Source organism: Thermotoga sp. KOL6 (assembly GCF_002866025.1).
In the GTDB taxonomy this organism is placed as follows: domain Bacteria; phylum Thermotogota; class Thermotogae; order Thermotogales; family Thermotogaceae; genus Thermotoga.
In genome coordinates this window covers 422,282-435,718 of record NZ_LNDE01000002.1, presented here as the reverse complement: position 1 = coordinate 435,718, position 13,437 = coordinate 422,282, and the positions used below count along the sequence as shown (strand labels likewise).

General features: G+C 43.7%; 13 protein-coding genes. 7 read left to right on the top strand and 6 right to left on the bottom strand.

The window, feature by feature from the left end:
• Positions 1–12: 12 nt before the first annotated feature.
• The 6 genes from AS005_RS06350 to AS005_RS06325 form a co-directional block, all read right to left on the bottom strand.
• A complete protein-coding gene (locus AS005_RS06350) occupies positions 13–1,602 on the bottom strand; it encodes a carboxypeptidase regulatory-like domain-containing protein (protein ID WP_101510846.1) in 1,590 nt (529 codons plus the stop codon).
• Positions 1,603–1,708: 106 nt separating this feature from the next.
• Positions 1,709–3,136, bottom strand: a complete 1,428-nt coding sequence (locus AS005_RS06345; RefSeq protein ID WP_233186281.1) for a clostripain-related cysteine peptidase — start codon at positions 3,134–3,136, stop codon at positions 1,709–1,711.
• Between the two features lie 26 nt (positions 3,137–3,162).
• Positions 3,163–4,587, bottom strand: coding sequence for a hypothetical protein (locus AS005_RS06340; RefSeq protein ID WP_101510844.1), 1,425 nt, complete (start codon positions 4,585–4,587; stop codon positions 3,163–3,165).
• Positions 4,584–5,195: an HAD family phosphatase gene (locus AS005_RS06335; RefSeq protein ID WP_101510843.1), complete on the bottom strand. Its 612-nt coding sequence runs from the start codon at positions 5,193–5,195 to the stop codon at positions 4,584–4,586. Before AS005_RS06335 ends, AS005_RS06340 begins: the two co-directional genes overlap by 4 nt.
• A 12-nt stretch (positions 5,196–5,207) precedes the next feature.
• Complete coding sequence (locus AS005_RS06330; RefSeq protein ID WP_101511022.1) at positions 5,208–6,407, bottom strand: hypothetical protein; 1,200 nt, start codon at positions 6,405–6,407, stop codon at positions 5,208–5,210.
• A 10-nt stretch (positions 6,408–6,417) separates the two neighbouring features.
• Positions 6,418–9,396: an SLBB domain-containing protein gene (locus AS005_RS06325; RefSeq protein WP_101510842.1), complete on the bottom strand. Its 2,979-nt coding sequence runs from the start codon at positions 9,394–9,396 to the stop codon at positions 6,418–6,420.
• Between the two features lie 213 nt (positions 9,397–9,609).
• Between AS005_RS06325 and AS005_RS06320 the strand changes: the two genes are divergently transcribed.
• The 7 genes from AS005_RS06320 to AS005_RS06290 are packed head-to-tail and all read left to right on the top strand — an operon-like array spanning position 9,610 to position 13,437.
• Positions 9,610–9,804 carry a DUF1659 domain-containing protein gene (locus AS005_RS06320; RefSeq protein ID WP_101510841.1) on the top strand — a complete coding sequence of 65 codons (195 nt, stop codon included), beginning with the start codon at positions 9,610–9,612 and terminating at the stop codon, positions 9,802–9,804.
• 14 nt (positions 9,805–9,818) lie between these two features.
• Positions 9,819–10,028 (top strand): DUF2922 domain-containing protein, encoded by a 210-nt coding sequence (locus tag AS005_RS06315; protein WP_101510840.1) that lies wholly within the window; start codon positions 9,819–9,821, stop codon positions 10,026–10,028.
• A complete protein-coding gene (locus AS005_RS06310; RefSeq protein ID WP_233186266.1) occupies positions 10,025–10,279 on the top strand; it encodes a hypothetical protein in 255 nt (84 codons plus the stop codon). Before AS005_RS06315 ends, AS005_RS06310 begins: the two co-directional genes overlap by 4 nt.
• On the top strand, positions 10,272–10,631 hold the full coding sequence (locus AS005_RS06305) for a hypothetical protein (protein WP_101510839.1): 360 nt from the start codon (positions 10,272–10,274) through the stop codon (positions 10,629–10,631). The genes AS005_RS06310 and AS005_RS06305 overlap by 8 nt, the downstream gene beginning before the upstream one ends.
• 46 nt (positions 10,632–10,677) lie before the next feature.
• On the top strand, positions 10,678–11,085 hold the full coding sequence (locus tag AS005_RS06300) for a glycoside hydrolase family 73 protein (protein ID WP_101510838.1): 408 nt from the start codon (positions 10,678–10,680) through the stop codon (positions 11,083–11,085).
• 33 nt (positions 11,086–11,118) lie between these two features.
• Positions 11,119–12,345, top strand: a complete 1,227-nt coding sequence (locus AS005_RS06295; RefSeq protein ID WP_101510837.1) for a sugar transferase — start codon at positions 11,119–11,121, stop codon at positions 12,343–12,345.
• Positions 12,346–13,437, top strand: a complete 1,092-nt coding sequence (locus tag AS005_RS06290; RefSeq protein WP_101510836.1) for a glycosyltransferase — start codon at positions 12,346–12,348, stop codon at positions 13,435–13,437.

The window sequence follows — 13,437 nt, the reverse complement described above, 5'->3', positions numbered from 1 at the left end:
CAGTCACCCCCTTCACTCATCGGTAGTTGTGAACTCGTTGTACTTCTCCGGCGGCAATTCTCCGAATGGATCGTATCCGATTCCCAAATCGCACGCAATGCTCATCGCCACACTGTCTTCATCTGCTACCTCAGCGTACGCATAGTACATACCCCAGCTGTATGTTTTGGAATACTCGAGCCTTTCCGTAAAACCAGCTTTTGTGTGCAACCACTGATATTCTTCCGAGACGAAAGGCGCACTGATCTCCGTTTGTGTAGCAGACCAGTCGTATAAGTATCCATAGTTGTCAACAGGAAGCAGGTAATATTCCGACTGGACAAAGTCCATTATCAAAGTGGAATAATGGTAAACGACTTCTCCTTCAGGAGAATTCAAAGCCCTGTCAGAAGACCATCTGAGGGTGGGTTGAGCAGAAACACCGATCGCACCATCCTCTGGTTCAAGAAGCCTCACTTTGAAGATATCCAAAGGTACAACAGAACCGAGTTCTACTCTCTCGGATTCCGCTCCACCGTAGACGGAACTCACCGCATACCAGATTCTCTTTCCAGGAGCAAGTAGAGGTGAATGATCTCTGTAATAGTTGTTTTTCGTGAATCCTATCCATTGATAATGCTCTCCATCAAAAGATCTGTAAACGTTGTATCCATCGGGTTCCGGCAAGGATGGATCTCCAACGTCAGAATAGCCCATCCAGTAAACCTCAACCCACAGGTTCGTTCCTTTCGGAGCGGATTTCACCTCTCTGGAAACCAGATGGTATTTCTCCCTCACTTTCTGAATTACTCCTTCGCCTCCGTAGAATTCGATACCGTCATCTCTCGTATAAGCAATCAGATTCGGGCTCCCATAGTCAGTTGCCGGAGCGGGAACGAACATATTCTGAGGAACCTCTGTTGTTGATTGAATATTCAGGTACTTCACGACATGGACTCTGTTGTCGTTCTTGTCGTAAACAACCACATGAAGTTCCGTCTCACCTGTCCATCCTGTAGGATCGACTGTGAAAGTCGCTTCAGGGGTGTTCTCTGCCACCGATCTTTCGGTGAAGAATCCTGAACCGGGTACATTCCCCAACGAAAGGTAAATGAGACTCACATGGTTTTGAGCGTTCACACTCACCTTGACTTGGAACTGCCCAGATATTGGGGAGGTCAAATCGAGAGGATCGTTGTTCATATCATAAAATTCCAGTGTCACATCGGGGAACGTTTCATTATCGGGATCGGAACTGAGCTTTGCTTCTTTCATTATCATCTCAACAACTTTGATTTCTCCATTCTCGATCCTCAAGCCTCTCATAGCACTCAAGGCATATCCATTTTTCTTCGCCTCGATATCCACGAAACGAGGACCATATTGAAGCCCCGGAACAACGAGATGAGCAAACCCCGATTCATCTGTCGTATCTGTGAAAATAACAGCACCCGTTTCGTGATCTTTCACCGTCACAACGGCACTTTCAACCCCGTGACCGCTGTTGTAGGCAACGAGGAACACTCTAAGGGTTCCTTTACCTTCGTAAGGAGAGCTACAACCGAAGAACAGAAGAAAGATCACCGCAACCGCTGCGATCACAAAAGCCGCTTTTTTCCCCATGAACACACCCCCTTTATTATGAATTTAATTAATTATACCAAATTAATTAAAAATTAATAAAAATTAATCAAAAGCTCTTTACCCTCAAAAAGAAAAGTGAGTTCAGTCACTGCTGAATTCCAAGCCAATGTTCCAAGAATTCATCCCAAGACGTATCGTACGGGAAAGAAAGGGTCAAATAGCTATCAAGATAGTAAGAATAACACGATGAATTTTCTGGCATGAAAATACTGATGGGAGTTTGCAAGGGTTGCCCTTCTGTTTCCCCGTAAGAATACACAACGAAAGAACTTGGGTCGGGAATAGAAGATACGGTTTTATTGACATATTCGTCTAAAAAGTCACCAAGATCGATGAGAACAGCATCGTTACTGAAGAAATCGTAGTAAATTTTCACCACATCGAGATAAATCGTGTTTACCACATCGGTACTGGAATTTAGATCATTTTCAACGAAAATGTTGAAATCTGAAACGAAACTTTTTACTTTCGAAGTGTCGTACACCGCCAGACTCAGACTATTCAATCCTGGCTGTGGATGATTCAGATAATGTTCTTTGTACTTGTCAACTATGAGTTTTCCCACATCGAGTGGTTCACTGGAAGCGTTAATTTCACTTAAAAAAGTGTAATCCCATCCTTCACCCGGTTCGAGAAAGCTCGAGGCAACGATGTAATCTGCCGTATTTCTGAGCTCGTAGATCACCTCCAAAGATCCCATCAAGCAGGCATCGAAACCAAGAATATCTAACTTTCCTCCGTTCAAAACACTCTCAAGAGCACCTCTCAAATCTGCTATGGTGATCGCGGTCCCTTGAGAATAATCGTAACTCACTGCTTTGAGTGAATACATGGAATCATCAAGCCAAGCACCCCCATGATTCCACAAGATCAACGCAACGTGTTCCGCCGTGAAATTTTTAAGGATGTATCCCATCCAATATTTCAAGTCTTCGATAGAGCCGCTGTTCAAATCGATCTCCGTAATTCCCATTATGAATCGCCAGTTCCCTTCTTCGTCCAGCACCATTATTCCATCGTAAATCCCGCCACCATCGTAGAATACAACAACAGAAACGTTTTCGCTGGCACTCCTCATCTCCTCAAGATCACGATTCGCGAACTCTTCTAAGTCGTTATCCGCTCCTAGCCAAACCACAAAAAGCCACGTGGGATTCTCAAAGTAAATATCAAACGAGTAAGAATACCCTTCCACTTCAACGTAGAAAGTACGTTTTCCACTCTTTGTGGAAAAGAGTGGCAACGTTGCAATACCAGAAGAATCCGTTTTTGCCTCGCTGATATACACACCAGACTGTTCATACAACTTCACTGTAACATTAGAAACTGGAAAGTTACTTTCGTCGAGAACTCCTACGATTACGTAAGTGTATCTCCCGGCTACGTGGGTGGTGCCCCCGTCCAGCACCACTACTTTGGAGGGTATTCCCGGTGCTCCTTGAGTGTGATCGTCTAAAAAATAACTCGAAGGAACACAACTCATAACCAAAAACAAAGAAACCAGCATTATCATCCATCTCACATCGAACACCTCTCAGCTCAAAATTTCCATTCGAATCCCGCTCCCACCAAAAGCTCTCCATCTATCACTCTGAAAGAGATCACAACACCTTTGTACTCACCTTCAACATTGATTCCCCACCGTTCTTTCACCTCTCCTGATTCTTCTTTCGGATACTCCGTGTAAAACGTATTTGGTCCCTTCACAAGATGGAAAAGATTCGTAGTGAGTTGCAGATCTTTATAAAAAAGATCGAGACGGAAATTCAAAAAATGCGCGTCCGGTCCAAACGCAAATCCCACTGGATAATCGACTACGGTCCGAGAAGGTGGAAGGTTTGTGAGATAGAGGAATCTGTTGTTGAATTTCAAATACGGCAGGAATGTATTGTAGACGAATTTTGAGGAGAACGCGTATTCTACGCCAAAAACACCTTTGAAAGAATCAAAGGAGAAACTTTTTCTCAAACCAACGTTGAAGGCGTAAGCGGTGGGTTTTGAATCGCTCTCTGTAGTCCCCACTAAATCGTCGAGAGCAAATTCTCCGTGTAACTCCCATCCCTCCGCGGGGACATAAGAGAAATCCAAAACACCCATGGAGTTGGTGTATCCTTCATTGTAGTTGTTATGCCAGATCGCAAGAGGACTCAGAGAAAAAAGATCCGGGTATTTTCCACCGATCATCGTGAGCTCGCCCAATCCAATTCTGAGACTTTCCAAAGGGTAAAGATCTACTTTGTGCGCGGCCAAGGTCTTGACCTTTTCGGTGTATGGTGAAAGAGGATCTGCATTCACGGGCCTGTAGTTGCTTTGTTTCTCCCATTCTTCCTCCGTCAGAACCGGGTTGATGGAGATCACATGGAGTGTGTACCTGATCGTTCCCTTCGTTGAGAATGTGAAATGATTGAAGCAGGGACTCACATCCGATATAGAAACGGGAAAATCTGAGCCACCCCATCTGACCTTCGATCTTCCGACAACGACGTAGAAATCTTTATCGTTGTAAAGCAAATAAGCAGTGTAGGGAAAGTTTGTGTCTGCGTTTGTATAGGGTTCTTTCCACATAGGAGGAATATTGCTGTGAAAATCCAAATAGAAATCGTTGTAGTTGTTCCTGAGAGGGATTTCACCATAAAGGAAAATCTTCCCCACGTGTCCTTCTAGAGAAATTTTCACAAAGGATGGTGTTCTTTCAAAAAGGTAGAAATTTTCCCAAGGTGGATCGGCCAGAACGAACCAACCTGTCTTTGTTTTTCCTCCCGCGCTTCCAAAATAAAAAAACGGTGAGATCTCGATTGAAACCTCATCTTTCTCTTCACCGGATGGTATGGGAAGAATACCTGGAAGTGGCTTCCCGAAATTCAAACAATTGTAAACAAGTTTCCCATCGAATTCTGTAACAAGTGGAGATGCAATCAAAAGAGAAGAGAGAAAAATAAAAAAGAAGAGCGTTCTCCTTCTCATAACCTTCCCTCACTCTCGAGAAATTTGAATAACTCTTTCCTCAAAAGTGAAGGGTCTTTCAGATGTATCGCATGGAATCCTAGCCTTCTTGCGGCGGCTACGTTTTCTTCCATATCATCCACAAAGAGACTCTCTTCCGGAACAATGTTGTATCTTTTGATCAACTCTTCGAATATCTCCCTCTCCGGTTTCATGTAACCAACGTGCGCGGAAACAACGATTCCGTCGAAGAGATCGAAGAAATCGTATTTTTTTCGAATCTTTTCGAAATAGATTCTTCCAAAGTTCGAGAGAACGTAAAGGAAAAATCCTCGTTTTTTGAGTTCCTCTAGAACCTTCACATTTTCGTCTATCGCCTTCAAAATCTCTGGAACTTCTCTTTCCAATCTCTCAATGTACTCTCTGTAGTCTGGAAGCTCTCTTTTCTTCTTCTCCCAAAGCTTGTCTTCTGGAAGAACACCCCTGTCCATATTTTTCCAGTCTTCGTGGTGAAAGATCTCTTTTGCCAGAACGCTCGCCACTTCTCCTGGAAAAGTTCTCATAAGGTGATCACAAGGTCGCCAATCGATCAACACTCCACCCAAGTCGAAAACGATGTTCCTTATCATGATCCACCTCCGCTACATCGTTATGTTCAAAGTCGCACCGACTCCAAAGCCCCTCAGACTACTCCACCAAGTGAAGATCTTTCCACCGTACTCACCAAGAAACGTTTCCACAGAGATCGAAAGCGTATGGTCTTGCGTGAGATTTCCTATGAGCCACTTCGTATCTGAAGGCATCTCACTTCCATGCCAGGGAGTTTCGGGCGTTCGATCCCCGTAAGCGAGGTAATGATACTCGAAAGTACCCGTTGTCCCAAAAGAAAGGGGAAATTTCACTCCGAATCTGAAAGAGAAAGAATTCTCCCCGTACTTGTAACCTATCATCCTATCTTCGATGGCACCTTCCGAAAAATACGTGTATTCGTAGGGAATTGTGGGACTGGTTCTCTCAAAAGTGTACGCAGTTGCACCAGAGACTTCTGAGTAAAGCCTGACCGACTTCATATTAATGTCGAAACCACCTAGAAGAGCTATTTTGTCCGGATTAAGATACCCTCCTTTCCCAAGAAGTCTGTTCAGGCTCATGTCATCGATGAGCGCTTGAAAATAAACCCTTCCGAGACCAAAATTCAACTCGATCCAACCGCCGATGAGGGAGTTTGCGTTCTTCGTGGTATCTTTCCAAGGCGCACCACTTTGGTGCAACCATATCTCTTGAATCACAAGAGACGGAAGAGGTACGAAGAAATAGTAAGGATTGAAGGCCTCGTTCACGTAAACGGTCGCATCTTCGTAAGCGATCTTCAAAAGGCCGAAATCGAACACGAGTGTCTTGTAGTTGAATCCTTTGCTCTCATTGAGACCAAGCCACAAACTTTCTGCGTACCAATTGTCTCTGGAGTACTTCAAAGAAACACCTGGGAAACCGTAAAAACGTGAGTTATCGTCCAAAAAAAGCTTGTCGATACCGGGTCCCCTCTCCTCGTTCAGGATTCCCGCTTTCATCTCCAGAGGGCCGATCTTCCCAGAAAGATAGGCTTTCGGAAAATAATAGAACTCCACGATTTTTTTGAGTTCGTCGATAATTCCGGTGTGAACAATTCCATAACCTTTCCCAATACCTACCTCGAAGTTGAAACGCCACCCTTCGTCCATCCAAAGACTCTTTTCAAGCTCTCCTGTCCATTTGAACTGCCCACTCTCAAAAATCAACTCTAGTGAGAGATTCTCACCTGCAAAGATGAAAACCGAAAAGAAGAGAAAAAACAGAACCATTTTCTTCACATTACCACCCCATAACGTCTTTAACATTTCTCACCGTGTTCATGATGGTATTCACGATGGAGAGTGCTTCTGTTATTTGGATGAGTGGATTATCAGGCACGAAGACCACGTCACCAGGCGCAACATTCGGATTGACACCGCCACCCTTTCCAGAAAGTACCCCCGACAGATCACACACGGTCACTTCACCCTGAGGTCCTCCCTTGAAGAGGAAGATTCTGCTCGTTGCCGCTTTGTCCGTGAAGCCACCTGCTCTCATAATCACGTCGAAAACGGTAGAATACCTATCTACCTTTACCATTCCTGGGCTTTTTACGTTCCCAAGGACGTACACGTAATTCGTCTCAACAGGTGGAACGTAAACAACATCTCCAGGCTCGATTTTGACGTTTTGTACCCTCGAAATATCCGTGAAATCGTAGATCTCTTCCTTACCATCTCTTCGTAGGATCACCTTCGTTTTCAAAGCCCAGTCACTCAAACCTCCTGCTTGAGCGATGAGTTTTAAGAGAGTCACGTCACCCTTGAGTTCGTAGGCACCCGGTTTTGCCACTTCTCCCACAACGTAGGCGAAGTTTTCCGTCTCGGCAGGAACGAAAACCACACTTCCGCTTTCGAGAACGGGCCCTCCTGTATTCACCACATCTTCGTAGTCGATCTCTTCTTTTTCTCCAGAAGGTCTCACCACGATGATTTTGCTAGATCCCGTGCTTCTTATACCTCCCACTTTGCCGAGAACGTTTCTGATAGATGGTGTTTCTTCGTCCTCAAACGTCACGAGCGTGTTCGTGATCCCCTCACCGAAAACATAAACGTGAATCTTTTCTTTGTACCTCACGAAGAGAAGATCGCCATCCTCCAGCTCGAAAGAACTCTCCTGGTTTTTCGAAACGACGATCTCGTTTCCTTCTCTCAACACCACAACATCTTTTGCTTCGAAGAGAGGATCTTCTTTGTAGCCTCCCGCTTTGACTATCGCCTTGTCGAGAGTGGGAGTTTCATCCGGTTCGAACACCACAACACCGGGCATCCTCACAAAACCGTCCACGTAGACCCTGATGGTGTTCTTCAAATCCACTTCCACTACCGAACCGTCCTCGATTTTCACGTCTTCCGGTTTCGCCATCTCGAGAACCTTCCCGCCGGTGTAAACCCTCAAACTTGATATGTACTTTCTTTGGATTTTTCCAAACTTTGCAAGTGCTTTTTCGAGTGTGATTTCCTCGTCCTTTCCGAAGTTCACGTAACCGTAGACGTCACCTGTGAAGTAAATTCTCTTCGCCTGCACAGTTCTCACCAAGATCGTATCTCCGATCTCAAGTGGTACATCTTCCGTCAAGATCTTTTGAGGATCTATCTTTCTTTCCTCACCGTTTCTCAGAAGGAACAAGGTTTTCACGAGAGAAAAGTCTTCAATTCCGTATTTCTTGAGAGCCGTTGAGAGTGTGAAAGGTTCCTCTCTTTCAAAGCTCAATTTTCCATTCCTTTCAACGTTGTCCCCCACCATGTATACGAATCTTTCTACATATCTCTCTACGTAGACGAAGACCCCATCTTCGAGGGGAATATCTCTTTCAACGACGTCGTCTACCGTGAAAGTGTTGCTTCCCACTTTCACACTCACAACTTGGTCCTCATCAACGAAACCGCCCGCTTTCGCAATGAGATTCCGCAATGTGAACGCCTCATCTTTTCCGAAGGTGTAGAGCCCAGGGCTTCTCACGTATCCAAGCACGTAGGCTTTCTTTGGAAGATACTCCTTCACCTTCACTACGTCCCCGGGTCTCACGAGAAAACTCGTTTCTTTTGGTGAAAGAACGATGGTACTTCCATCCCTTGTAATAACTATCTCGTCCACGTCTCTATCGGTTCCTCTGAATCCTCCAGCCATCGAAAGTAACTCTTCCAGAGTGAGATTTTCTTTCGGTGAAACGTGATAAACACCGGGATTTATAACGTATCCGGAAACATAGACCTCGGTTTTTTCGTACTCTTTTATCTCTACAACGTCACCACTTTTCAGCTCGAGATTCTCATCGAGCACGCCGGGCGGATACTCTATGGATCTGCCGTCCCTTGTAATTGACACCTTCTCCACGAATTTCTTTTCAACGGAAAGCCCTCCCGCCTTCGCCACAAGATTCTTCAGTGTGAGAGGTTCTTCTTTGGAGAAGATGTACATATCCGGTTTCACAACAGCTCCCACGATGTAAGCGAATCTCTCGTTGACTTTCTGAACGAGCACTACATCTCCCGGTTTCAAGACAACGTTCTTTTGAAAGAGACTCTCTTCTTCCAATTCGATCGTTTCTTCTTTGGAGAAAACGAATATCTTTCCAGAACTTTCCTCAGTGGTTCCACCGGCAGCCGCAAGAAGATCAACGAGGGTCATTCCCTCTTTGTAAGGGTACATACCCGGATTCAAAACTGCTCCAAAGATCTTCATGAAATCTGAATAGCTCTTCTCTGGGAGAATCACTCGATCGTTTTCATTCAAAATCATGTCGTTTTCTGGTACTCCACCCCAAAGGAGCGATGAAAGATCCACGATGAAAGTCTTCCCGTCTCTCAGGATCTTCACATTCGACAGATCAACACTCGTTAGATCGATGGAGAGGAGTGAAAGAAGCTCCGAGACAGTCAGATCTTTCACTCCCATATCCACTACTCCGTTTACAACACCGGTGACGTAGACGTTTCTCGGCGCGATACTCTCGAGCGATACCACCACTTCTGGTTCAGAAAAACTCGAGGAGAGCTTTTCCTTCAAAAGGGAAGTGACCTGGTCAACTGTAAGGCCCTCTACTTTTATCCTTCCAACGTATGAAAAAGTAATAGCACCGTCGATGTCGACGGTACAATCTCTTGCAAGATCGGGATACCCCACAACCTCAATTCTCAAAACGTCACCCTTTCTGATGTTGTAAGAAAGAACGAGTGCCGTCAACAGAAGAAACACAGCAACCAGAGATTTTTTCATTGTGTACCCTCCTTCTGTCTTTTTCTGTGAAGATTATACCTCAACGGAAAGAATGAGATGATTTCTTCAAAAAGTTCGCTTTGGTAAATTTATTCATTATGTTTTATACATAAAATTGTTTCTATATCATAACATGTTCGCAATTAGCAAACACGGACTTAATAACAATGGAGGGACTCAGCTTCCTCCAAAAAAATTCAGGAGGTGTTTTTAGTGGAAAAGGCTCTCAGGATCATCTGGGCAACAGGAGAAGTGGACGAGAACGGAGATCCTGTAATTAGGAGACAGACCATCACAGTGAGTCCGAACGCAACAGTGCAAGACCTCGCCACAGCGGTGGACGCTCTGGATTCTCTCACGAACCGTACCCATGTTTCTGCCCAACTCGTCACTTACGAAACTATATGAGGAGGTGAAGTGGGATGAAGAGACTCTACCTTGATTTCTACAACGAAGCTGAAGGAAAGAGAAGAAGAATCACCGTTGCCGACCCAATCGATGGTTTGACAGCTGATCAAGTGCAATCTGCAATGCAGTCACTTTTGGATGCCAAGGTTTTGGAAGGATACGCCATCGACAGGGCGGTCGTAGTGGAAACGAACTCCAACGAGTTCTTCGATCTCATTCAATGAGAAAGGATGATGCTGAGATGACTACTCTTCTTCCCGTTTTGAAAGACTTTCTTCCTCTTACTATCTCTCTGGTGGAGAGGCCAGGAGACGGTGAGAACAAAAAAGAAGAGGTGAAAGAAATCGTTCTCAGTTTGTTCGAAGAGTTCGGAGTTGATTTTCCTGGAAGTGAAGAGATACTGGAACACATACTCGACTATGCGATAGATTTCATCGTGGATTTCTTCAACGATCGGGTGTGGAAACGTGGCTAGACAGAGTCTAAAAAAACGATCAGATGAAGAACTCTCCATGGGAGAACTCTTTGAAAAATATCACGACGAGATATTGAAAAAGACGTTTCACTTCTTCAAAAAATACAAATACAAACTTCTATCTTTCGAAGATTTGTACCAGACAATCTGCTACTTGTTTTGCTACGCGTGCAAAACGTGGAAGAAAGAGAAAGGAAACTTCATAGCACATTTCAAATGCACGGTGGACAGGAAAATGAACGATATCATTGCAGGGAGAAACGCTCCGTGGTGTAAAAATACTCCTTTTAAAATTCTCAAGTCGGAGTACCTGCAAAAACCCTACGAACTGAAAGACTTCGAAAATATCTGAAGGGCGGGGGGATTCCCCCGCTCTTTTATGTGGAGGAGGTGAAGGAATGAAAGAGAAATTTCTGAACAAATTTTCTCAGACTGCCATTCTACTTGGAAGACTCATCGAAATGGATCCGAAGATACTCCTTGCCCAATCCGCATTGGAGACAGGTTGGGGAAAACACGTTGTGGGGAACAATCTCTTTGGGATAAAGAAACTTCCGTGGCTCGCTGGTGGTGTGAAAGCAAAAACAAAAGAATTCAATGGGATAGAGATACACGACGTGTTTCAGGTTTTCGACTGCCCAGAAAACAGCATGATAGCCTACCTTGTTTTGATAAAAGAGTGTTATAATAGAGCTTGGAAAATGCGAGCGAATCCTGAGAGATACTTTGAGCTTCTTCAAGAGTTAGGATATGCAACGGATCCAAAATACGCACAAAAGTGTCTAAATGTCTATTTTCGCTTATAAAAATTCTTAAATTTTTCAAAGGGGAGGGATGTTTTGAACAGCATCATTTTACTGGATTTTCTTTTGGTCTTCTCTTTGAACCTCCTCTTTTTTAATTGGTATATAGCCTTTCTGTTTTCCTGCAGTATGATACTTTCTTTCTTCGCCTTTAGATTGTACGATCCGGAGAATTTACAGAGCTACAACGAGCAGCTTGTCAGGGCTGCTGTGGGTGTTCTGTTTTCCTTCGTTCCCATCTTTTTTTTCTATCCCTTATTTGGAAACACCATATCGCATTATAACTTCCTTGGAAATTTTCTGATAGCCTCTCTCCTTATTCCACCTTTCAATTTTCTTTTCAGCAAGCTTTTCACAAGGAGTGTGTCTTCCAAAAATGTTCTGGTTCTTGGAAAAAAAGAAGAAGTAGAACACATTTTGGAAGAAATAGAGAAGAAAACTTTTGGAAAGTATCGATTCGCAGACTATTTGAACCCATCTCTTGAAACTTTGAAAGCACACGTGAAAGAGTACGATCTGGTACTCATCACAGATCCTGATTTCGAGGATATAGCGAAAAACTCAGGGGCGAAGAACATCGAATATTTACCGAACCTCGTCGAAAGGACTCTGAAAAGAATTCCCGTAGAAGTGATTGAAAAGTTTGAAGAATATTACAAGGTCGTCTTCGATAGCGTGAGAGACGATTCACCTGCAAAAAGAATTCTGGACGTCTTCATCTCGATTGTTGCCCTCGTTGTTTTCTCTCCCATAATGTTGATCGTTGCTATAATGATATACCTGGAAGACGGAAGACCAATAATTTTCAGGCAGGAAAGAGTAGGGAAAAACGAGGAGACGTTCACAATGATAAAATTTAGAAGTATGAAAAAAACTCGTACAAATCAGCCGAAGTTTGCAGATCAAGAAAAAGATAGGATATTGAAGGTAGGAAAGATCATAAGACCCTTTAGATTGGACGAAGTGCTTCAGTTTGTGCACGTCCTCAGAGGAGAAATGAGCGTTGTCGGACCTCGACCAGAGCAGGTTGACTTTGTGAAAATGTTCAAAAGAAACATACCTTTTTATTATCTTCGCCACAAGGTGAAACCCGGTATCACCGGTTGGGCGCAACTCATGTACAAGTACTCTTCCAATCTGGAAGAGGCAAAGCAAAAACTCAGCTATGACTTGTGGTATATAAAAAATAGGAATATCCTCCTAGATTTGAGGATTGTTCTTCAAACAATTGAAGCCGTGTTGTGGAGAAGAGGAGCGAGGTGAATGAAACGGGTGCTTCAGTTGATCACACGTTCAGATTGGGCAGGCGGTCAGAAGGTCCTTTATTCTATAGTTTACGGTCTGAAAAAATATCATTCGGACGAATTCGAGGTAGAAGTGGCATGCGGCTCAGAAAATGGTATGTTGATTCCGGAGCTTAAGAAAATAGGTGTGAAAGTGCATATAATAGAACATCTCGTCAGAGAAATATCTCCCTTAAATGACATGAAGGCATACAAAGAGATAAAAAAGCTGATAAAGGAAGGAAACTATGATATAGTACACACTCACTCCTCGAAAGCAGGAATCTTAGGAAGGATCGCGGCCAGAAAATGCGGTGTGAAGAAGATCGTACACACTTATCACGGCTTTTGGGGTATTGAGCAATATAGTGGCATCAAGAAGAGATTGCTCATCTTGTCCGAAAGAATCGTGGCCAAGTACTGTGACTTTCTTGTCTTTCTTTGTAAAAGAGAGAAAGAAAAAGCAAAAGTATGGAAGATAGGAAACGAGAATCAATACGTCATAATTCCAAACGCTATAATACCAGAGCCGCCGGCACCTAAAGGATTACTGAGAAAAGAATTGAACTTACCAGAAAATGTCAAAATAGTAGGAAATGTGGCGAGGCTCGACCCACCAAAAAATCCAATCAGGTTCCTTGAAGTAGCGAAAGGTGTCTTGGAAAGAAGAAACGACGTTGTTTTTGTCTGGATAGGTGGTAGTGTTGTAGAGGATTACTATGGAAAGAAAGTTGAAGAATTCCTGAAAAGAAACTCTCAAATGAGGAATAAAGTTTTCTTTCTTCCGTTTAGAAAAGATGCTCCAAAACTCATGGCAGATTTCGATGTGTTTCTTTTAACTTCAAACAGCGAGGGTATGCCTCTTGTTGTCTTAGAAGCAATGAATCAGGGGATCCCCATTGTAAGTACTGACGTGGGATGCGTGGGGGAGATGGTGAGTAAAACGTGTCATCGAAACGAAGAATTGATAGAAGGAGTTATAAAAATGCTGGACGATCCGAACAAAGATAAACTTCCAAAACCGTCTTACGAAGTATTTATAAAGAATTACGCAGAACTTTACAGGAAGTGA

Coding starts and splice junctions, on each gene's coding strand:
- AS005_RS06345 (WP_233186281.1), bottom strand. CDS start 3,136: ATGATAATGCTGGTTTCTTTGTTTTTGGTTATGAGTTGTGTTCCTTCG.
- AS005_RS06300 (WP_101510838.1), top strand. CDS start 10,678: ATGAAAGAGAAATTTCTGAACAAATTTTCTCAGACTGCCATTCTACTT.
- AS005_RS06350 (WP_101510846.1), bottom strand. CDS start 1,602: ATGGGGAAAAAAGCGGCTTTTGTGATCGCAGCGGTTGCGGTGATCTTT.
- AS005_RS06315 (WP_101510840.1), top strand. CDS start 9,819: ATGAAGAGACTCTACCTTGATTTCTACAACGAAGCTGAAGGAAAGAGA.
- AS005_RS06290 (WP_101510836.1), top strand. CDS start 12,346: ATGAAACGGGTGCTTCAGTTGATCACACGTTCAGATTGGGCAGGCGGT.
- AS005_RS06335 (WP_101510843.1), bottom strand. CDS start 5,195: ATGATAAGGAACATCGTTTTCGACTTGGGTGGAGTGTTGATCGATTGG.
- AS005_RS06330 (WP_101511022.1), bottom strand. CDS start 6,407: ATGGTTCTGTTTTTTCTCTTCTTTTCGGTTTTCATCTTTGCAGGTGAG.
- AS005_RS06340 (WP_101510844.1), bottom strand. CDS start 4,587: ATGAGAAGGAGAACGCTCTTCTTTTTTATTTTTCTCTCTTCTCTTTTG.
- AS005_RS06310 (WP_233186266.1), top strand. CDS start 10,025: ATGAGAAAGGATGATGCTGAGATGACTACTCTTCTTCCCGTTTTGAAA.
- AS005_RS06325 (WP_101510842.1), bottom strand. CDS start 9,396: ATGAAAAAATCTCTGGTTGCTGTGTTTCTTCTGTTGACGGCACTCGTT.